Raw genomic sequence first — 19137 nt, forward strand, 5'->3', positions numbered from 1 at the left:
GTCATCGGAGGCGCTCACTGCGGCACGCCGCCAGCCTTGCGCCACGTATCGCGCGCGAGGCACAGGTCGGCCCACGCCTTCGACTTGTCGGGCAGGCTGCGCAGCAGATACGCCGGGTGATACGTGACGATCACCGGCACGCCTTCGTATTCGTGCACGCGGCCACGCAGCGACGAAATGCTCGCGTCGGTCTTCAGCAGACTCTGCGCGGCGAAGCGGCCGAGCGCGACGATCAGCTTCGGCTTGACCAGCGCCACCTGACGTTGCAGATACGGCTCGCAGCGCGCGACTTCATCGGGCTCGGGATTGCGGTTGCCGGGCGGGCGGCACTTGATCACGTTCGCGATGTAGACGTTGGTGTCGCGCGCGAGCGTCAGCGAACGCAGCATGTTGTCGAGCAGCTTGCCGGCCTGGCCGACGAACGGTTCACCCTGGCGGTCTTCGTTTTCGCCGGGAGCTTCGCCGATCAGCATCCAGTCGGCGTTGCGATCGCCGACGCCGAAGACCGTGTTGGTGCGCTTCTCGCACAACCGGCAGCGTTCGCAAGCCGCGACGCGCTCGCTCAGCGCGTCCCAGTCGAGCGTGTCGACGGCCGGCGGTTGCGGCGCTTCGCGGCGTGCTTCGGTGGGCGCATGAGCCGCGCCATGGCCCGCGGGTTCGGACGGCAGATCGTCGAACCAGGCGAAGTCGTCGCCGGGCGGCGCATCGAACGACGGCGGCTCAGCGGCGCGGGAGGATGGCGCGGATGGCGCGGGTTGCCGGGAGGGCGACGGGGATGGCGCACGCGGCTGGCGCGGCGCATCGGCGGCGAAGGAATCCGCCTGCGGTTGACGCGAAGCAGCCACCCCAGCGCCCCCAGCGGCCTCGGCACGCGTCGCGCTCTCGCCATGCGCGGACCGCGCACCACGCTCGTCCGCCGCGCCTTGAACGACGGCGCGCGGCTCATCGATAACGCGCGCGGACGCATCGGGATCATCCGCGCCAACCCCCTCCGCGGCCTCACCCGCCGCGCGCACCGCCAACCCTCGGCGCACCCACAACGGCGCGAGACCGAACTCTTCCAATACCGATTCATGCAGCGCCATTTGCGCCCTCCGAGGCAAACGAGAAACGCATCACGATGGCGTCCTCCCGGCTGCGATGCCGCGCCGGATAATAATTTTTGCGCCGCCCGATCGACGCGAAACCGAAGCGCTCATACAGCCGGATCGCGCGATGGTTCGACGGCCGCACTTCGAGCAGCAAGCCGTCGAGCTTCTCGGCGCGCGTGATCCGCACGGCCTCGCGCAGCAGCGCGAGCCCCGCGCCGGCGCCTTGCGCGGCCGGCGTCACGCACAGATTGAGCAGATGCATTTCGTCGACCACCGGCATCAGCACGCAGTAGCCGATCAGCGTGCCCGTCACGTGCCGCAGACAGACGCCGAAATAGCCGTTGCGCAGCGAATCGCCGAAGTTGCCGCGACTCCAGGGAAATTCGTAGGCGATTTTCTCGATGGCCGCGACCTCGTCGAGGTCGCCTTCGGTCATCGGCGACATGTAGCGGTCCGCCAGCAACACGCCGCTCATTGGCCGCCCTCGCCCGCTTTGGCTTCGCCGGTGTTGTCCCTCTGCGCCATCTTTCCGGCCTTCTGCGCGATCCGTTCGGCCGTCGTCTGCGCGACCTTGTTGCGCACATATTCCGGCGCGGCTTGATCGGCCGGCACGGTGCGCCCGGCGCGCCACGCTCGCAGCGCCGCGTGCGCGAGCGGCACCGCATGCGGCAGCGCTTCTCCATCGACGGTGCGGGCGGCGGCGGCCGCGGGCAGGCGCTCGCCGAACGCCGCGGCCGCGTTGCCGGCCAGCGTGAACGGCGCGTCCGGCAGCACGAGCCGCTCCGGCGCGTCGAGCGACGCCGGCTGCAACGTGCGCCAGTCGCCTTGCGCGTCGTCCCATGCGTAGTCGGCCCAATAGATTTCGTCCATGCGCGCATCGAGCGCGGCAAGCACGCGGGTCGCCGCCGGATCGCGCAACCGGGCGCTTTCCGCGCAGGCAAGCAGCGTGCTGACCGGCACCACCGGCAGATTCAGCCCGAACGCGAGGCCTTGGGCGACGCCGGTCGCCGTACGCAAGCCGGTGAACGAACCGGGACCGGCGCCGAATGCGATCGCATCGCAGTCCGCGAGCGTCAGGCCGGCTTCGGCGAACAGTTCGCGAATCGCGGGCAAAAGGCGCGTGCTGGACACGGCGCCCGTCTGCTCGTGGCGGACCCAGAGACGGGGTTCGGCGGGCGCCTGGCCTGACGCCGGGGCGGCGACGGACAGAAGCGCCACCGAACAGAATTCGGTCGAGGTATCGAGAGCGAGGAGCACAGTTTGAGTCATGGACCGTATTGTAATCGGCGTGATCGGCGCGGCGCGCGCCAATCTGGTCCGCGAACGGATTCGGATTTGCCCGCACCCCGGCGGCGGTGTTTGGAATAAGCCCTCGGGCCGGCGGCGACATGCAATTGATATGATCGTCGGCCACCCTAAACGCAATCCCGCCCGGCGGGCTACACGACCATGACCGACATCAGCACCCAATTCGCCCAAGCCCAGGAAGACGTCAAGCAGTTGCCGGAACGTCCGGGCAATCTGACGCTGCTGCGCCTGTACGCGCTCTTCAAGCAGGCCACCGAAGGCGACGTGCACGGCGACAAGCCGGGCTTCACCGACATCGTCGGCAAATACAAGTACGACGCCTGGGGCGCGCTCAAGGGCACCGGCCAGGACGCGGCCAAACAGCAATACATCGACCTCGTCGAATCGCTGAAGAGCGGCGCGGCGGCCTGACCGGCGATCTTCCCCGCGATTTACGCAGCGATCCACCCGCGATCGAACGGCATGCCGCGGTGATGATCCGGAAACGGGCCCGACGAATGGGCCCGAATCGAGGGCTCAGAACGATCCAGAATACGGGCCCCGAGCATGGCCCGAAACGGCCACCGCATCCCCTACTGCCCACTCCCGGCAAAAGCCGGAAAAATCCTCGCCCGCACCCAAAGAGCAATTTTTCCGCCAGGAATAGTCTTAACGGTGGCGCGGTGCAACAAAACTCTATACAATGCTGCCTGCGCTTCACTGCTCTGCCCGGCTTTCCTCTAGCGGCCTTTGCGGCGCAGCGCCTCGTAGCGTTTAGCTCCAATCCAGTTTAGAACCTGTCCCCTCCTGCCTAGCCCCCTACGGGCGATCATGTCCCAGGCTGGCGACACGCCGTGTTGGCATGTCGCATCCGATACAGCTTCTAACGAAAAGCTCGCCTTCATTGTCGCGAGCTGCCCCCGTTTTTCGATTTGCTCGCTGCTTCTTTGCTCGCTGAATCCGACGACTTGGGTATGCCGATTGGCGCCGACGTTTCATTTCGTGTGTACCCAGGAATTTCCAAGGATTCTCAATGACTTCGAGCAACATCTCCAGCAGCCCGTTGAACGCCATCGCCGATCAGGCCCTCGGTCTCGCCGACGCGCCCGCCCAAGCCGCAGCCGTTGCTGCCGCGCCGGCCGCCGTCGCCGCTGAAGCCGCTGCGCCCGCCGGCCCGACGTTCGCGTCGCTCGGTCTGTCCGCGGATGTCGTCTCCGCGCTGACCGCCGCTGGCTACCAGAACCCCACGCCGGTTCAGCAACGCGCCATCCCCGCCGGTATCGCCGGCCGCGATCTGCTGGTCTCGAGCCCGACCGGTTCGGGCAAGACCGCCGCATTCATGCTGCCGGCCATCGAGCGTTTCTCGCAACTCCAGAAGGCGCAAGCCAGCCAGCCGCGCGAACCGCGTCCGGCCGACGGCGCCCGTAACACCCGCCGTCCGCAACCGGTTGCCCGTCCGACCATGCTGGTTCTGACGCCGACCCGCGAACTCGCGATGCAGGTCACCACCGCCGCCGCCACGTACGGCAAGCATCTGAAGCGTCTGCGCACGGTCAGCATCCTGGGCGGCGTCGCCTACGGTCAGCAACTGATGCTGCTGGCGAAGAACCCGGAAATCCTGGTTGCCACGCCGGGCCGTCTGATCGACCACCTGGAACGCGGCCGCATCGACCTGTCGCAGCTGCAGATTCTCGTGCTCGACGAAGCCGACCGCATGCTGGACATGGGCTTCATCGACGACATCGAAACGATCGTCGCCGCCACGCCGGCCACGCGTCAGACCATGCTGTTCTCGGCCACGCTCGACGGCAAGATCGGTTCGCTGACGAGCCGTCTGCTGAAGGATCCGGAACGGATCGAAATCGTTCAGCGCCTGGAACAGCGCACCAACATCGCGCAAACCGTTCACTACGTGGACGACCGCGATCACAAGGACCGTCTGCTCGACCATCTGCTGCGCGACGAAGGCCTCGATCAGGCCATCGTCTTCACCGCCACCAAGATGGACGCGGACCAGCTGGCCGGCCGTCTGGCCGACGCCGGTTTCGAATCGGCCGCCCTGCACGGCGATCTGCCGCAAGGCGCGCGTAACCGCACGATCCGCGCCCTGCGCGAGCGCCGTGTGCGCGTGCTGGTCGCGACCGACGTCGCGGCGCGCGGCATCGACATCCCGGGCATCACGCACGTGTTCAACTACGACCTGCCGAAGTTCGCCGAAGACTACGTGCACCGTATCGGCCGTACCGGCCGCGCGGGCCGCTCGGGTATCGCGGTGAGCCTCGTGCATCACGCCGAACAAGGCGCGCTGAAGCGCATCGAGCGTTTCGTGCGCACGCCGCTGCCGGTCAACGTCGTGGAAGGCTTCGAGCCGCGCAAGTCGGCACCGTCGGGCAATGGCCGTCCTGGCTTTGGCGGCCGCGGCCGTCCGGGTGGCGGCAATGGTGGCGGCCGTCGTTTCGGCAGCGGTTCGGGCAAGCCGGCCGGTAACGGCGGCGGCGCGCGCAGCGGCAGCAGCAGCGGCAATGGCGGCGGCTGGGCCGGCAAGTCGGCCGGCGGCGGTTCGCGTGAAGGCTACGGTGGTGGCGGTTCGCGTGAAGGCTACGGCGGTTCGCGCGACGGCGGCTACGGTGCGCGCCGCAACGACGGTCCGCGTACCGCGCGTCGTGGTAGCTAAGATCAGTCAAGCAGTGACATGACCGGCCTTCGCGCCGGTCGTCAATCGAAAAACCGGTGCTCAGGCGCCGGTTTTTTTTCGCCCATCGCCGATCGACGGCAATATTTCATGATGTGAAAAATTTTTTTGCGTCGTAAAAAATCGTGCTGCACGGCACAACCCGGCCTGTTGCAAGATGGGAAAAGTCGTTTCACAACTCGAAACGAATAAAATAAACCGTTGATTTTTAACGATAATAAAAATCACACAAAGCCTTCTCGCCGTCTATTGCGCCAGCACCGATTTGCCTAGACTCTTATATAAGACTTCACGAAACGAAACGCCAGATCATCCCGAAACGGTCGGCCGCTTCGACGAAGACACGAGTCACCCTACCCATTACAGGCAACCAAGGAGCACACCATGACGACGCGCGAAGAACAGGCAAAGCAACTCCAGCAACAGTGGGACACCGATCCGCGCTGGAAAGGCGTGAAGCGGACCTATTCGGCGGACGACGTGATCCGTCTGCGCGGCTCGGTGCAGGTCGAGCACACGCTCGCCAAACGCGGCGCGCAAAAGCTGTGGGAAAGCGTGAACACCGAGCCGTTCGTCAACTCGCTCGGCGCGCTGACCGGCAACCAGGCGATGCAGCAGGTCAAGGCCGGCCTGAAGGCAATCTATCTGTCCGGCTGGCAGGTGGCGGGCGATGCGAACGTCGCCGGTGAAATGTACCCGGACCAGTCGCTGTATCCGGCGAACTCGGTGCCGCTCGTGGTCAAGCGCATCAACAACACGCTGACGCGCGCCGACCAGATCCAGTGGTCGGAAGGCAAGAATCCGGGCGACGAAGGCTACATCGACTACTTCGCGCCGATCGTCGCCGACGCGGAAGCCGGTTTCGGCGGCGTGCTGAACGCGTTCGAACTGATGAAGGCGATGATCGAAGCGGGCGCATCGGGCGTGCACTTCGAAGATCAACTGGCCTCGGTGAAGAAGTGCGGCCACATGGGCGGCAAGGTGCTGGTGCCGACCCGCGAAGCCGTCGCGAAGCTGACCGCCGCGCGTCTGGCCGCCGACGTCTCCGGCGTGCCGACCGTGCTGCTGGCGCGCACCGACGCGGAAGCGGCCGACCTCGTGACGTCGGATGTCGACGACAACGACAAGCCGTTCCTGACCGGCGAGCGCACCGTGGAAGGCTTCTACCGCACCCGCCCGGGTCTTGAACAGGCGATTTCGCGCGGCCTCGCCTATGCGCCGTATGCCGACATGATCTGGTGCGAAACCGGCAAGCCGGACCTCGAATTCGCGAAGAAATTCGCCGACGCGATCCACAAGGAGTATCCGGACCAGCTGCTGTCGTACAACTGCTCGCCGTCGTTCAACTGGAAGAAGAACCTGGACGACGCGACCATCGCCAAGTTCCAGCGCGAACTCGGCGCGATGGGCTACAAGTTCCAGTTCATCACGCTGGCCGGCTTCCACGCGCTGAACTACTCGATGTTCAACCTCGCGCACGGTTACGCCCGCAACCAGATGACGGCCTTCGTCGAAATGCAGCAGGCCGAATTCGCTGCCGCCGACAAGGGCTTCACCGCGGTCAAGCATCAGCGCGAAGTCGGCACCGGCTACTTCGACGCCGTCACGCAGACGGTGGAACGTGAAGCGTCGACGACGGCGCTGCACGGTTCGACGGAAGACGAGCAATTCTTCGACAAGAAGGTCGCTTAAGCAGGTTCATGTCTGCAGGTTCAAGTCTGCAGGCAGCACAGCCCGCGCCTTCGCGGCGCGGGCGCGGCAAGGCACGCCGGCGGTCGAACGGCTTCGTCAGAAAGCCACCGCCACAGGGAGGAAAGAATCATCGGGGCATCGCGGTCATGTGCCGCGCCAGCCCCGGGGCCGTGGATCTGGGAGGAGGAAATCGCAGCAGCGCCCATAAAGCCAGCGCAACCGATTGCGCGGCGAACAGCGGACGCGCCGGCCTCATCGCCGGCGCGTTTTTTTTGGCGCGTCATGGGGGAGCGTCATCGGGAAGCGTCATTGGTGCGCGATTTTGAAGCGCATTCTCGAGGCGTGCTTTCCAACGACCTTTTCCACGCACTCCACCCGGCCTTCACCGGTACACGATCACCGGAATTTTCGTATGCGTGAGCACCCGCTGCGTTTCGCTGCCGATCAGCAGGCTGCCGAGCCCGCGCCGCCCGTGCGACGCCATGAAGATCACATCGCAATGGCCCTGCTCGGCCGCTTCGATGATCCCGAGATACGGCGCCGGATGCACGCTGGTACGACTGAGCACCGCCACGCCGACACGCCGCCCCGCCAGCTCGACTTCGCGCAGATGCACGCGCGCTTCGCGCTCGCTGCGTTGCAGGAATTCGGACGGCGGTTCGACCACCACGTCCGAGAACGGCGAGTACGGATATTGCGGCAGACACGCATACGCGGTGACGTCCGCGCCGACCGCCTGCGCGAGATCGATCGCGCCGTCGATCGCCTTGCGCGACAGATCGGAACCATCGGTCGGAACCAGGATGTGCCTGAACATGATGCCCTCCGTCGCCGGCCCTGCGCAGCGCGGCGTCAGCGTTCTCGAGTCTCGGCCAGCAAGCCGCCTGAATCGATTGTAGGTCGCCGGAACGCGGGGATGGCCGTGTCGAGGGTCTATCCGGATACGGCACGGGGTCGCGCGCGGCGCCCCCGCACGGACCGCACGGTCCGCGCGTCAGCCTGCGCCCTCGCCCCAATAACCCGGATCGCCGTACGTATGCTTGAGAAAGTCCAGAAACAGCCTGACGCGCAGCGGCAGATGGCGGCGCTGCGGAAACACCGCGTGGATGCCGATCGGCGGCGCGGCGAATTCGTCGAGCACGCTGACCAGCCGGCCGGCGGCGATGTCCTCGCCGACTTCCCACCACGAGCGCCACGCGAGACCGTAGCCCTCGAGACACCATTCATGCAGCACCGCGCCGTCCGAGCACTCCATCATGCCGGACACCTTGATCGACACCACCTTGTCGGCCTGCTGGAACATCCAGCCGCGCTGCTGGTTCGCGCTCGCGCCGAGCGCGAGGCAGTTGTGGTGCGCGAGATCGGCCAGCGTGTGCGGTGCGCCGCGCCGGTTCAGATAGGTCGGCGACGCCACGCACACGCGGCGGTTTTCGCCGAGCTTGAGCGATACCAGCGACGAATCCGGCAGCTCGCCGAGCCGCACCGCGCAGTCGAACCCCTCGTTGACGAGATCGACGAGCCGGTCGGACAGATCGAGCGTGATCGACACGTCCGGGTGCGCGACGGTGAACGGCGGCACCAGCGGCGCGACGTGGCGGCGTCCGAAGCCCGCCGGCGCGGACAGCCGCAAATGGCCGCTCGCCTTGACGCCGCCTGCCGACACGCTAGCCTCGGCGTTCTGCATGTCGTGAATGATGCGCTGACAGTCTTCGAGGAAAGCCGAGCCCTCGAAAGTCAGCGTGATCTTGCGCGTGGTGCGCACCAGCAGCTTGACGCCGAGGCGCTCCTCGAGCGCATCGATACGGCGGCCGATGATCGCCGGGGCGACGCCCTCGGCGGATGCCGCGGCGGACAGACTGCCCTTGGCCGCGACGGTAACGAAAGTCTCGATCTGCTTAAAACGGTCCATGGACGTGCGCGGCATAACGCCGCGCGGGGAAGTGGTCGGTGCGCGTCAGATTAGGTGGATGAAAGTAAAAGATCAAGTGATCTTTAACCTCTTTTTAAGCACTCAGCATCACTAATACAATCTGTCTCGACCTCTGATAGGAGTGCACGGCAATGTCGGCCATAACGACACTCATCCCTAAAGCAGTGATTTTCGACGCGTATGGCACGCTTTTTGACGTGCACTCGGTGATCGCTGCCGCGGAGCAGATGTTCCCCGGCCACGGTGCGGCGTTGTCGCAGTTGTGGCGGCAGAAGCAGATCGAGTACACGCAGTTGCGCACGCTGGCCGATCCGGCGGGCGCCCACTACCGGCCGTTCTGGGACATCACGCTCGACGCGCTGCGCTTCGCCGCGAAGAAGCTCCAGCTCACGCTGGGCCGTAGCGCCGAAAAACGACTGATGGACGAATACGCGTGCCTGTCCGCCTTCCCCGATGCCGTGCCCGCATTGCGCCTGTTGCGCGAGGCATCGCTGCCCGCGCCGGGTACATCGGGTGTGGCGGGTGCGCCGGGTGTGGCGAACACGCCAGGCGCCGCTCAGGTAACGGCCGCGACCTCCGGCGCGGCGCCTCGCGCGCGTCTCGCGATCCTCTCGAACGGCAATCCGCAAATGCTCGACATCGCCGTGAAGAGCGCCGGCATGACCGGGCTGTTCGATCACGTCCTGTCCGTCGACGCCGTACGCGCGTACAAACCCTCGCCCGCCGCCTATTCGCTCGCCACGCAAACCTTCGACGCGCCGCCGCGCGAGATCGTCTTCGTGTCGTCGAACGGCTGGGACGTGGCCGGCGCGACATGGTTCGGCTTCACCACTTTCTGGCTCAACCGGCAACACGCACCCGTCGAAGAACTGGGCGTCGTGCCGCATGGGGCGGGCGCCAGTATGAACGATCTGCTCGCATTCCTGAAAAACCCCGCGTCGCCCGGCCGCAGCAGCGGCTCCGGCAACGGCCGCACGCGCCACAGCCCTGGCGCATGACGACCGGCACCGGATACCGCGACGCACCTCACCCTCAACTCAACATTTGCATCTTTGCAATCTGACCGACCAAGGAGAAATCATGTCGAATTCGCAGTCTTCTCTCTCGCTGCCGCAAGGCATGGCAATCACGGCTGAGATCAAGCCGGGCTATGAAGCGATCCTCACGCGCGAAGGGCTGGAACTCGTCGCCGCGCTGCATCGCACGTTCGAGCCGCGCCGCCAGCAGTTGCTGCAGGCGCGCGTGGAACGCACCCGGCGCCTCGACGCCGGCGAGCGCCCCGACTTCCTCGCCGAGACGAAGCACGTGCGCGACGGCGACTGGAAGATCGCGCCGCTGCCGGCGGACCTGCAATGCCGCCGTGTGGAAATCACCGGTCCGGTCGAGCGCAAGATGATCATCAACGCGCTGAACTCCGGCGCGGATTCGTACATGACCGACTTCGAGGATTCGAACGCGCCGAGCTGGGATAACCAGATCACCGGTCACATCAATCTGAAGGACGCGGTGCGCCGCACGATCTCGCTGGAACAGAACGGCAAGTCGTACACGCTGAACGACAAGATCGCCACGCTGATCGTGCGTCCGCGCGGCTGGCATCTGGACGAAAAGCACGTGACGGTGGACGGCCAGCGCGTGTCGGGCGGGATCTTCGATTTCGCGCTGTTCATGGTGCACAACGCGAAGGAACTGGTGGCGCGCGGCTCGGGCCCCTACTTCTATCTGCCGAAGATGGAAAGCCATCTCGAAGCGCGTCTGTGGAACGACATCTTCGTCGCCACGCAGGAAGCGGTCGGCGTGCCGCGCGGCACGATTCGCGCGACGGTGCTGATCGAAACGATCGTCGCCGCGTTCGAAATGGACGAAATCCTGTACGAACTGCGTGAACACAGCTCGGGCCTGAATGCCGGCCGTTGGGACTACATCTTCTCGGCGATCAAGAAGTTCAAGTCGGATCGCGATTTCTGCCTCGCCGACCGCTCGCAGATCACGATGACCTCGCCGTTCATGCGCGCCTACGCGCTGCTGCTGCTGAAGACCTGCCATCGCCGCAACGCGCCGGCGATCGGTGGCATGAGCGCGCTGATTCCGATCAAGAACGATCCGACGGCCAACGAAAAAGCGATGGGCGGCGTGCGCTCGGACAAGGCGCGCGATGCGGGCGACGGTTACGACGGCGGCTGGGTCGCGCACCCGGGCCTCGTGCCGATCGCGATGGAAGAATTCGTCAAGGTGCTCGGCGACAAGCCGAACCAGATCGACCGCCAGCGCGACGACGTGCTCGTCACCGGCACCGATCTGACGGACTTCCGTCCGGAAGCGCCGATCACCGAAGGCGGCCTGCGCAACAACATCAACGTCGGCATCCACTACTTGGGCGCATGGCTCGCGGGCAACGGCTGCGTGCCGATCCACAACCTGATGGAAGACGCCGCCACCGCCGAAATCTCGCGCTCGCAGGTGTGGCAGTGGATCCGCTCGCCGAAGGGCAAGCTCGAGGATGGCCGCAAGGTGACCGCCGAGCTGGTGCGTGAGCTGTCGGCGCAGGAACTCGACAAGGTGAAGCAGGCCGTGGGCGGCGATACGAAGCCGTACGAGCGCGCCGCGCAGATCTTCGAGGAGATGTCGACGTCGGAGGCATTCACCGACTTCCTGACGCTGCCGCTGTACGAAGAGATTTGACGCATCCGCAACGAACGACGCAGTAGCAGGCGCGCTTTCGTGTCACGCACGCATCGAAGGATGTGCGTGATTTGAAGGCGGCCTGGGTCGCTAGACTGACCGACCGGACGGCCCGACAGGCGCAAGCTTGCCGGGCCGTTTTTTTGCGGATGCCCGATGCGAGCCGCCGTTTTTTTTTGGAGACGTTTTTGGCGGCTGGTTTCCGCGTATATGCGAGCGCCGGCAGCATGCAGGTCGCGCGTACCCCGCCGGCACGAGCGCTGTTTAGCGCCCCTGTTCAGCGCGTGCTGCGATGCGCGACCCAGTCGCCCGATCTGATCTCGGGCAACCCCTTCACCGCGCCCGGCGCAACCGGATAGAAGCGGCAGTTCACGACGTTGCCGTCCACCTTCACCATCACCTCGCGCGCGAGAAAACGATCCTCGACGCCCGGGTACACCGCTTCGATTTCGTCGAGCACGGCCACCAGATCGTCGTCGATCTCGTAGACGTCGCCGATCACGTCGACGCCCGCTTCATCGACCACCAGCCCCGGGTACGAACCGAAGTCGAACAGATGGCCGCGCACCGAGGCCGAGCCGAGCAGCGTCGGCGCCGCGATGTCGTTGCGGGCCGCGGCGTCGCGCAGGTCGTTCACTTCACCGGCGCGCAATGTGCCGTATACAAAGACGGTTTGCATCGTCGTCTAGTCTCCTTGTTGCAATGATCGGATAGGTTCTGTTTGAGGCGTCGGGTCGGGCGCAGTTCAGCTTTTGTTCGCCGCTGTGTTTTGCTGGTCGCTGCCGGTCGCGCCGCCTGCGTTCGATTCAGTCCAGCGCCGCGTTCGACACCAGCACGCCGTCGATGTCCGCATAGATCCACTCGCCCGGCTGCACCGACGCGCCGGGCAGTTGCACGGGCACGTCGCGCTCTCCGCCGCCGCGTTTGCCGCAGCGCCGCGGACACGTTGTCAGCGCGACGACGCCGACCTCCGCTTCGTTCAACTCCAGCGCATCGCGCACGCAGCCATTCACGACGATGCCGGCCCAGCCGTTGTCCTGCGCAATCTGCGCGAGATTGCCGCCGACCAGCGCGCAGCGCAAACTGCCACCGCCATCGACGACCAGCACCCGGCCGTTGCCCGGCTCCTCGAGCGTGGTGCGCACCAGCGCGTTGTCCTCGAAGACTTTCAGCGTCACGGCCGGCCCGCTAAAACTTTCGGTGCGGCTGAACAGATGAAAGATGGGTTCGAGCACGCGCAGCGCGCCGAGCGTCAACTGCGCTTCGTGTGCGTCGCAGAGGTCGGCGGTGGTGAAGGTCATGGGATTCTCCTCGGCGTGCGGGCGATCGGGACATTATGCACTTTGGAAGTCGCGGCGCAGCGGGAATGAGGCGATGAGTTGGCGGGTTGGTCGGCTGACGTCGAGATTTCTTGAACCGGTGCGCCGCCGGGTTACCGATCGGATCACACTTGCCTGTCACGCCGCCGTTAAGGTACGGTGAGTGGCGCCGCTGTTCCAGCACGCCTCGTATTGCGCAGCGCGCAACCGCTTGCTTCGCTGGGCAAACGCTCGCTTCACTGCTTCACCGCATCACTGCATCACCGCTTTACGGCATCACGGCATCACGGCTTCACCGCATCACCGCTTCGCTCTTTCACCTCTTCACGCTTCGTCATGACTTCGTCCGTCGACATCGCTCCGTCGAGTTTCGTCCGCTTCGCCGATATTCCGCCGGAGTTCCGGCCCACCGACACGCATCCGATCCGCGTGCGCTCGCGGCCGATGGCCGCCGGCTGGCGCATCGCGCGTCACACCCACGCGTGGGCGCAAGTCGCGTATGCATCGCGCGGCGTGTTGCGGGTCGCGACGAGCGGCACGACGTGGATGGTGCCGCCCTCGCGCGCAATCTGGGTGCCGCCGCATATCGAACACGAAGTCTTCGCCATCGAGGATGCGTTCCTGCGCACGCTCTACATCACCGAAAACACCGCGCCCGCCTCGCTCGATACGCCGCGCGTGGTCGAGGTGTCCAATCTGCTGCGCGAAGTGATCGCCGCGCTCGACACGCTCGACCTGCCGCCCGCACGCGAAAGCCTGCTCGGCGCGTTGGCGCTCGATGAACTCACGCGCTCCGAACCGTTGCCGCTCTCGGTGCCGATGCCCAACGAAAAGCGCCTGCGCGCGCTGTGCGAAGCCGTACTCGCGGACCCGACGCACGGCGAGTCGCTCGAACAATGGGCAAGCAGCGTGGGGGCGAGCACACGCACGATCGCGCGGCTGTTCCGGCAGGAGTTGGGCGTGAGTTTTTCGCAGTGGCGTCAGCAGGCGATTCTGGCGCGCGCGATTCCGCTGTTGAGTCAGGGACGGCCGTTATCGCACGTGGCGCTGGAATTGGGCTATCAAAGTCAGAGCGCGTTTTCCGCGATGTTCCGGCGCGCGTTCGGCGAGAGTCCGCGCGCGTTTATCGAGCGCGGCTCCGAGCACCGCGCGGAAACGGGCGATCACGACGACATGGAGACGGACTGAGCCACACCCGCGGCCTATTTCGCCGCGGTCAAACCCGCCGAGCCAGATGACGGATTGCGCCGAGTTGCGCGAGACGCGGCCCGGTGAGCTTGTAGCCCTTGCGTTGATACAGGCGCGCGGCAGGATTATCGACGAACACTCTGAGTTGCAGCTCGCGCAGACCGCGTTCGCGCGCCCATTGATGCGAGATGTCCAGCAGATAGGTGCCAGCCCCCAGGCGCCGATGCCCTTCCGCGATCTGCACGTCGCGGATATGCAGCGAATCGCCTTCCTCCGTGATACGCAGCACACCGATGGGCTGCCCATCCATTTCGAGAATGAAGTTCTCCGACTCGCGCCAACTGCCGAGAAACAGATCCGCGCGCCACACGAGATGATGCCGGCGATAGTAGCCGCCCATGTTGTTGCGCGTCAGCGCCTCGGCGAACTCGAAATCGTCCATGCTCGCATTGCGCAGATGAAACGGTAACGGAGCTTCGGTGGGATCGAACATGATGAGGCGGCAAGGATAAGTCGGGTCAACGTTAGAACAGCCGGTGCGCGCTGGCAATGGCTGTTTGTCCCGAGCGCGCCCTGAAGGATGCCCTGGAAACCGGCGCGGAAATATATCGAGGAATAAATCCAGGAATAAAAAAAGCCCACTTCTTTCGAAGTGGGCTTTTCAAAATCTGGCGGAGCGGACGGGACTCGAACCCGCGACCCCCGGCGTGACAGGCCGGTATTCTAACCAACTGAACTACCGCTCCAGATTTTTGCTACACGGCGCATGAATGAACTCACTTGCCGATAGAACCGCGCTGACACCGTTCAACCGCTTACCGAACGACGCCGATGTTCTGGCGTCCCCTAGGGGATTCGAACCCCTGTACTCACCGTGAAAGGGTGATGTCCTAGGCCTCTAGACGAAGGGGACAACGTACTGCTTACATCTTTAATGAAAAAGCCCGCTCAGGTTCGTATGAACGGGCTTTGTCTGGCGGAGTGGACGGGACTCGAACCCGCGACCCCCGGCGTGACAGGCCGGTATTCTAACCGACTGAACTACCACTCCAGTCTTTACACCCTAGCTTGCGAGCGTCGGTTATTTCTCTGCAAGCTGCACCGCTTTACTGCCAACAACACTAAAGCGACGCTGATGTTTGGCGTCCCCTAGGGGATTCGAACCCCTGTACTCACCGTGAAAGGGTGATGTCCTAGGCCTCTAGACGAAGGGGACATAATCTTTTCAGATCTGTCTTTATCTCGCTGCCAACTTGCCACTAACTTACGTCAACTTGTTAGTTAGTTTGTTTCGTCAACTGCGAAGACCGCTATTCTAAACCACTCTACAACCGTTTGTGAAGTTTTTTTTGCTACAAGTTCCAGACTTCGGAACAACTTCACTCTGCGCCGATAGTGGAAGTAACGGGGATTGAAAAACGCCTCCCAGACCTACTCCGCCCTACCTGCTCGCCCATCACGCCCTTGATCGGGACATCATCTACGAACTGGCACTTTCCGGCAACGCCACCGACCACCTCAAAAAACACGCTTCCGGTCGGTCAGCAGCAAAGAACGCAATTATACGCAACAATTTTCCGACTTTGCAACTGTTTTGTTCGCCCCAGTCGACCAAATTTGCAGGTATCGACCGGTCGATGATTGCCTGTCCGACCCGGCGGATTCAGCAGATTCAGCGGATTCGGCAGATTCGAGGTCGCCCGCCCTGCAAGTGCGCCGGGCAGGCGGCCTCGCCGCCGCTCAACGATGCCCGAGCGTGCCGACGATCGCCGGCATCCGCTCGACCGCCTGCTCATGCAACTGCGCGTAGAGGCTGTTGCCGCGCGCATCGATCGCGACGGTGGCCGGCCCGAGCTGGTCGACCTCGAGCGTCAGCAGCCTGAACTGCGAGATGTATTCCGTCCAGTTCATCGCGACGACCCGGCGCAACGCGCGCGACAGCAGATTCAGCCCGCCGCCCGGAAATGACAGATACGCGCACCCGCATTCGAGAAGCGCCGCCGCGCTGGCGTCGTCGAGACCGCCTTTACCGCCGACGAGCCGCACGCCGAGACCGCGAATCAAGGCCGGCATCCACGGGTTGTAGCGCGTGCTCGTGCTCGGATTCAGATAAAGCGCCTCGGGACCATCGGGCGTCTCGTTCACATACGTGCTCAGATGGAAGAATGCGCCGTCGCGCAGATCGACCGGTAGCGGCGCGCCCTCTTCGATCGCCTGCGCGAGGCGCTTGTGAGTCGGCAGTCCGATACTGACGGTGATCTCCCCCGACAACCGCACCATGTCGCCAAGCTGCAGTTCGAGCACCTGCTCGCGAGTCAACGGCAATTTCAGATCGTGTAGCCGGCTCATCGTCCGCCCTCCAGGAATTCGACGCGGCCATCGCCATGTATGCGCGCAGCCGTGCGACGGTTGATCCAGCAGTTGAAACACACGGCGACCGGTACGAAACCATGGCTCGCCGCGTAGTCGATATGAACCGCCATCGCCGTCGTGTCGCCGCCCGTGCCCATCGGGCCGAAGCCCATCCTGTTGATCGCGTCCAGCAGACGCTGCTCCATCTTCGCGAGCAGCGGCTCCTGATTGATCTGCCCGAACGGGCGCAGCATCTGCTCCTTGGCCAGACGCGCCGCATAGTCGAAGGTCCCGCCGATACCGACGCCGATCACCAGCGGCAGGCACGGCTGCGACCCCGCGCGCAGCATCGTGTCGAGTACGAAGCGTTCGATCTGGTCATGAGTCGGATAGACGAACGCGTCGATCGCCTCCCAGCGGCCCGTCCCCATCGCCTTCGGCGAACAGACGATATCGACGTAATCGGCGTCGTCGATCACATCGAAACTGACGATCGGCATGTCCTTGCCCGCATAACTGCGCTCGTGCGTCAGCGGGTTGGTGACCATCTTCAGGATCGGCGGCGAGATCGACGTGGCGAGCTCGGCGAAACCGTCCCGGATCGCGGCGCGCACCGGACCGTCGAACTGCACGCGCGTCCCGATCTTGATGCTGTATGTCGGGATACCGACGTCGCTGCACACGAGCGAATCGTCGCGGCGCGCGCCGTCCGCGCTCTCCACGAGGATTTTCAGCGTCGCGCGGCCGGTCGGATTCGTTTCGCGCTCCGACGCATTCTGCAAAAACACGCGCGTATCGTCGGGAATCGTCTTCAATGAGCGCTCGTAGAGCTGCGCGGTGACGCGTTTCAGTGTCGCACTGTCAATTGACATCTCGCCTGTTCCTTAAATGAAGTGATACGGCGCGCCGCGCGATGGGCGCAACAGGTGCAGTAGGCGCGCATGACGACCGACGATTCCGCCAGGAGAAAAGCCCGCAGGAAATGTTCGACGTCCTGACATGCGCGGCGACAATGCGCAAACGCCAACCTCCTGACTCTTCTGCCATGACTCCATTCTCCTCGCACGCACGGCGCATCGGCATCGTCGGCGCCGGTGCGATCGGCGGTCACTTTGCCGCCCGCCTCGCACTTGCCGGTCACCGCGTGTCCGTGCTCGCGCGCGGCGATACGCTGCGCGCACTCGACACGTCCGGTCTTCGCTACACGAGCCCCGGCCAGCCGGAACGCGTCGTCGAGGTCCACGCCCATGCCCGCGCCGACGAGATCGGCCCGCAGGATCTCGTCGTCATCGCATTGAAGTCCCACGCGCTGCCGGCGCTCGCCGCTGCGCTGATCCCGCTCATCGGGCCGCGCACCGTCGTGCTGCCGGTCGGCAATGGATTGCCGTGGTGGTACTGCCTCGCGCCTGGCCACCCGCTCGAGGGATTGCGCCTGACGAGCGTCGACCCGGATGGCCGCATCGCGCGCGCACTGCCGTTCGCGCAGGTGCTCGGCGGCAGCGTGATGGCCTCGTGCAGTTCGCCCGCGCCCGGCGTGGTGAAGCATCACAGCGGCGGCCGGATCACGCTCGGCGAGCCGTGCGCCGGCGTGAGCGAACGCGCCGCCGACTGGGCACGCACGCTGACGGAAGCCGGTCTGCCGACGGTCGCGAGCGACGACATCCGGCGCGACCTGTGGATCAAGCTGCTCGGCAACGCGTGCTCCAACCCGCTCAGCGTACTCACCCAGACGACCACCGACCGCCTGCTCGACGCCCCCGGCACGCGCGACGTCTACGAGCGGCTGATGACCGAATGCCTCACGATCGGACGACAGGCGGGCCTTGCGCTCGACATCGACATCGCCGCGCGGATCGCGCAAACGCGCGAACTGGGCGCGGTCAAGACCTCGATGCTGCAGGATCTCGAAGCCGGCCGCCCGCTCGAACTCGACGCGATTCTCGGCGCGCCGCTCGAATGCGCGGCGCGGCTCGACGTCGACGCACCGTTGATGCGGACGGTGCTGGCGCTCGCGACGCTGCGCGCCACCTCGGCGACGACTTGACACGGGCACGCGGCGCCTCGCTAGCCGTCAATCGCGCGCATAGTCGGCGGCGTTCGCGACCCACCCCTTGCCGATGAAGTCATGGCGCGGCGGCGAGAACACGTCGATCAGCAGATGACGGCCGGCGCCCACGCCTTCGGTCGTGTGAATCAGTTGCACCGGGACCGCGATCATCGAGGCGGGCCCGGCTTCGAGATGCTCGTCGTCACGCCATGCGTTCGCGTCCGGCCCCCACTGCACGCGCAAATGGTGAATGAAATGCCCTTCGATCGCGAGCGAGCCCTGCTCGAACTCCGCGTGACTGTGCGGACTCAGTTTCGAGCGGTCGCGCGCGTCCTGATACTCGACCCAGTTGATGCTGAGCGTGTCGGTTTGCAGCATTTTGAGGCGCGGCTTGTCGGCGGGCGGCGTGATGTCGTCGATGCCGATGATCTGCAATTCACCCACGCCGTGCGTGCGCCGATAACCGGCGTCGCTGCCGACGATGCGCGCATCGGGTACTTCGTAGTCGCCGGCGTTGCAGGCGGCATCGGCCGCGAGATCCGCGCGCGCCGATGCGATCAGCACCGCACGTCCGCTCTGGGCCGGCCGCACGCTCACGTCGCCGGCAGGCACCACGCACACGCTACGCCCCGGCACTTGCCGCGCCGGGCCGTCGCCGACGCGTACCTCGGCGCCGTCTTCGGGCAGCAGCAGGAACATTTCGCGCGGGCTCGTCGCGTTGAACGCGGCGCCGTCGCCCTGCAGCCACTGCACGAAGAAATTCTGGCCGCGCGCAACCGCGCCCGGCGCCAGATCGTAAACCGCGGTGCCACGCACACCTGTCTCGGTCGAAGTCGTCATATCGGGTTCCTTACTCG

General features: G+C 65.1%; 18 protein-coding genes and 4 tRNA genes. 7 read left to right on the plus strand and 15 right to left on the minus strand.

Going from position 1 to position 19137, the window contains the following annotated elements; translation table 11 throughout:
• Positions 1–14 precede the first annotated feature (14 nt).
• Genes LFL96_RS11750 through tsaB form a run of 3 tightly spaced genes read right to left on the minus strand, consistent with a single transcriptional unit; the run spans position 15 to position 2360 of the window.
• A complete protein-coding gene (locus tag LFL96_RS11750; protein ID WP_280995416.1) occupies positions 15–1085 on the minus strand; it encodes a uracil-DNA glycosylase family protein in 1071 nt (356 codons plus the stop codon).
• Complete coding sequence (gene rimI, locus LFL96_RS11755) at positions 1072–1566, minus strand: ribosomal protein S18-alanine N-acetyltransferase (RefSeq protein ID WP_280995417.1); 495 nt, start codon at positions 1564–1566, stop codon at positions 1072–1074. The genes LFL96_RS11750 and rimI overlap by 14 nt, the downstream gene beginning before the upstream one ends.
• Positions 1563–2360: a tRNA (adenosine(37)-N6)-threonylcarbamoyltransferase complex dimerization subunit type 1 TsaB gene (tsaB, locus tag LFL96_RS11760; RefSeq protein ID WP_280995418.1), complete on the minus strand. Its 798-nt coding sequence runs from the start codon at positions 2358–2360 to the stop codon at positions 1563–1565. The genes rimI and tsaB overlap by 4 nt, the downstream gene beginning before the upstream one ends.
• Positions 2361–2540: 180 nt before the next feature.
• On the opposite strand from tsaB, the gene LFL96_RS11765 reads away from it, so the two are divergent.
• The 3 genes from LFL96_RS11765 to aceA all read left to right on the plus strand — a co-directional run bounded on the left by LFL96_RS11765 (position 2541) and on the right by aceA (position 6762).
• Positions 2541–2810 carry an acyl-CoA-binding protein gene (locus LFL96_RS11765; protein WP_280995419.1) on the plus strand — a complete coding sequence of 90 codons (270 nt, stop codon included), beginning with the start codon at positions 2541–2543 and terminating at the stop codon, positions 2808–2810.
• Positions 2811–3411: 601 nt separating this feature from the next.
• The gene (locus tag LFL96_RS11770) at positions 3412–5052 is read left to right on the plus strand and encodes a DEAD/DEAH box helicase (RefSeq protein WP_280995420.1); all 1641 of its coding nucleotides are present in this window, start codon (positions 3412–3414) and stop codon (positions 5050–5052) included.
• 402 nt (positions 5053–5454) lie between these two features.
• On the plus strand, positions 5455–6762 hold the full coding sequence (gene aceA, locus LFL96_RS11775; protein ID WP_280995421.1) for an isocitrate lyase: 1308 nt from the start codon (positions 5455–5457) through the stop codon (positions 6760–6762).
• A gap of 382 nt (positions 6763–7144) precedes the next feature.
• Here the strand turns inward: aceA and LFL96_RS11780 are convergent, their stop codons facing one another.
• Complete coding sequence (locus LFL96_RS11780; protein ID WP_280995422.1) at positions 7145–7579, minus strand: universal stress protein; 435 nt, start codon at positions 7577–7579, stop codon at positions 7145–7147.
• Between the two features lie 177 nt (positions 7580–7756).
• On the minus strand, positions 7757–8671 hold the full coding sequence (locus LFL96_RS11785; RefSeq protein WP_280995423.1) for a LysR family transcriptional regulator: 915 nt from the start codon (positions 8669–8671) through the stop codon (positions 7757–7759).
• A 152-nt stretch (positions 8672–8823) separates the two neighbouring features.
• Here LFL96_RS11785 and LFL96_RS11790 point away from each other — a divergent pair, with 152 nt between their 5' ends.
• A complete protein-coding gene (locus LFL96_RS11790) occupies positions 8824–9690 on the plus strand; it encodes a (S)-2-haloacid dehalogenase (RefSeq protein ID WP_280995424.1) in 867 nt (288 codons plus the stop codon).
• Between the two features lie 82 nt (positions 9691–9772).
• Complete coding sequence (gene aceB, locus LFL96_RS11795) at positions 9773–11374, plus strand: malate synthase A (RefSeq protein WP_280995425.1); 1602 nt, start codon at positions 9773–9775, stop codon at positions 11372–11374.
• A 277-nt stretch (positions 11375–11651) separates the two neighbouring features.
• Here the strand turns inward: aceB and LFL96_RS11800 are convergent, their stop codons facing one another.
• Both LFL96_RS11800 and rraA read right to left on the minus strand, forming a co-directional pair.
• Positions 11652–12053: a gamma-glutamylcyclotransferase family protein gene (locus tag LFL96_RS11800; RefSeq protein WP_280995426.1), complete on the minus strand. Its 402-nt coding sequence runs from the start codon at positions 12051–12053 to the stop codon at positions 11652–11654.
• A 127-nt stretch (positions 12054–12180) separates the two neighbouring features.
• Complete coding sequence (gene rraA / locus LFL96_RS11805) at positions 12181–12675, minus strand: ribonuclease E activity regulator RraA (RefSeq protein ID WP_280995427.1); 495 nt, start codon at positions 12673–12675, stop codon at positions 12181–12183.
• A 354-nt stretch (positions 12676–13029) separates the two neighbouring features.
• On the opposite strand from rraA, the gene LFL96_RS11810 reads away from it, so the two are divergent.
• Positions 13030–13881 (plus strand): helix-turn-helix transcriptional regulator, encoded by an 852-nt coding sequence (locus LFL96_RS11810; protein WP_280995428.1) that lies wholly within the window; start codon positions 13030–13032, stop codon positions 13879–13881.
• 28 nt (positions 13882–13909) lie between these two features.
• Here the strand turns inward: LFL96_RS11810 and LFL96_RS11815 are convergent, their stop codons facing one another.
• The 7 genes from LFL96_RS11815 to LFL96_RS11845 form a co-directional block, all read right to left on the minus strand.
• Positions 13910–14374 (minus strand): GNAT family N-acetyltransferase, encoded by a 465-nt coding sequence (locus LFL96_RS11815; protein ID WP_280995429.1) that lies wholly within the window; start codon positions 14372–14374, stop codon positions 13910–13912.
• Positions 14375–14550: 176 nt separating this feature from the next.
• A tRNA-Asp gene (locus LFL96_RS11820) sits at positions 14551–14627 on the minus strand.
• Positions 14628–14718: 91 nt separating this feature from the next.
• Positions 14719–14794, minus strand: a tRNA-Glu gene (locus LFL96_RS11825).
• A 61-nt stretch (positions 14795–14855) separates the two neighbouring features.
• Positions 14856–14932, minus strand: a tRNA-Asp gene (locus LFL96_RS11830).
• 89 nt (positions 14933–15021) lie between these two features.
• Positions 15022–15097 (minus strand) — tRNA-Glu (locus tag LFL96_RS11835).
• Between the two features lie 524 nt (positions 15098–15621).
• Entirely contained in the window at positions 15622–16230 is a 609-nt protein-coding gene (locus tag LFL96_RS11840) for a fumarate hydratase C-terminal domain-containing protein (RefSeq protein ID WP_280995430.1), read from the minus strand.
• Positions 16227–17105 (minus strand): fumarate hydratase, encoded by an 879-nt coding sequence (locus LFL96_RS11845; RefSeq protein WP_280995431.1) that lies wholly within the window; start codon positions 17103–17105, stop codon positions 16227–16229. Before LFL96_RS11845 ends, LFL96_RS11840 begins: the two co-directional genes overlap by 4 nt.
• Before the next feature lie 173 nt (positions 17106–17278).
• Here LFL96_RS11845 and LFL96_RS11850 point away from each other — a divergent pair, with 173 nt between their 5' ends.
• Positions 17279–18277 (plus strand): 2-dehydropantoate 2-reductase, encoded by a 999-nt coding sequence (locus LFL96_RS11850; RefSeq protein ID WP_280995432.1) that lies wholly within the window; start codon positions 17279–17281, stop codon positions 18275–18277.
• A 27-nt stretch (positions 18278–18304) separates the two neighbouring features.
• Here LFL96_RS11850 and LFL96_RS11855 read toward each other — a convergent pair whose 3' ends face one another.
• A complete protein-coding gene (locus tag LFL96_RS11855; RefSeq protein WP_280995433.1) occupies positions 18305–19120 on the minus strand; it encodes a hypothetical protein in 816 nt (271 codons plus the stop codon).
• Between the last annotated feature and the right edge of the window lie 17 nt (positions 19121–19137).

The sequence above is a fragment of the Paraburkholderia sp. D15 genome, from assembly GCF_029910215.1.
Classification (GTDB): Bacteria; Pseudomonadota; Gammaproteobacteria; order Burkholderiales; family Burkholderiaceae; genus Paraburkholderia.

Bases quoted from the DNA above. Each gene is read 5' to 3' on its own strand.
- LFL96_RS11750 (WP_280995416.1), bottom strand. From the start codon at position 1,085: ATGGCGCTGCATGAATCGGTATTGGAAGAGTTCGGTCTCGCGCCGTTG.
- rimI (WP_280995417.1), bottom strand. From the start codon at position 1,566: ATGAGCGGCGTGTTGCTGGCGGACCGCTACATGTCGCCGATGACCGAA.
- tsaB (WP_280995418.1), bottom strand. From the start codon at position 2,360: ATGACTCAAACTGTGCTCCTCGCTCTCGATACCTCGACCGAATTCTGT.
- LFL96_RS11765 (WP_280995419.1), top strand. From the start codon at position 2,541: ATGACCGACATCAGCACCCAATTCGCCCAAGCCCAGGAAGACGTCAAG.
- LFL96_RS11770 (WP_280995420.1), top strand. From the start codon at position 3,412: ATGACTTCGAGCAACATCTCCAGCAGCCCGTTGAACGCCATCGCCGAT.
- aceA (WP_280995421.1), top strand. From the start codon at position 5,455: ATGACGACGCGCGAAGAACAGGCAAAGCAACTCCAGCAACAGTGGGAC.
- LFL96_RS11780 (WP_280995422.1), bottom strand. From the start codon at position 7,579: ATGTTCAGGCACATCCTGGTTCCGACCGATGGTTCCGATCTGTCGCGC.
- LFL96_RS11785 (WP_280995423.1), bottom strand. From the start codon at position 8,671: ATGGACCGTTTTAAGCAGATCGAGACTTTCGTTACCGTCGCGGCCAAG.
- LFL96_RS11790 (WP_280995424.1), top strand. From the start codon at position 8,824: ATGTCGGCCATAACGACACTCATCCCTAAAGCAGTGATTTTCGACGCG.
- aceB (WP_280995425.1), top strand. From the start codon at position 9,773: ATGTCGAATTCGCAGTCTTCTCTCTCGCTGCCGCAAGGCATGGCAATC.
- LFL96_RS11800 (WP_280995426.1), bottom strand. From the start codon at position 12,053: ATGCAAACCGTCTTTGTATACGGCACATTGCGCGCCGGTGAAGTGAAC.
- rraA (WP_280995427.1), bottom strand. From the start codon at position 12,675: ATGACCTTCACCACCGCCGACCTCTGCGACGCACACGAAGCGCAGTTG.
- LFL96_RS11810 (WP_280995428.1), top strand. From the start codon at position 13,030: ATGACTTCGTCCGTCGACATCGCTCCGTCGAGTTTCGTCCGCTTCGCC.
- LFL96_RS11815 (WP_280995429.1), bottom strand. From the start codon at position 14,374: ATGTTCGATCCCACCGAAGCTCCGTTACCGTTTCATCTGCGCAATGCG.
- LFL96_RS11840 (WP_280995430.1), bottom strand. From the start codon at position 16,230: ATGAGCCGGCTACACGATCTGAAATTGCCGTTGACTCGCGAGCAGGTG.
- LFL96_RS11845 (WP_280995431.1), bottom strand. From the start codon at position 17,105: ATGTCAATTGACAGTGCGACACTGAAACGCGTCACCGCGCAGCTCTAC.
- LFL96_RS11850 (WP_280995432.1), top strand. From the start codon at position 17,279: ATGACTCCATTCTCCTCGCACGCACGGCGCATCGGCATCGTCGGCGCC.
- LFL96_RS11855 (WP_280995433.1), bottom strand. From the start codon at position 19,120: ATGACGACTTCGACCGAGACAGGTGTGCGTGGCACCGCGGTTTACGAT.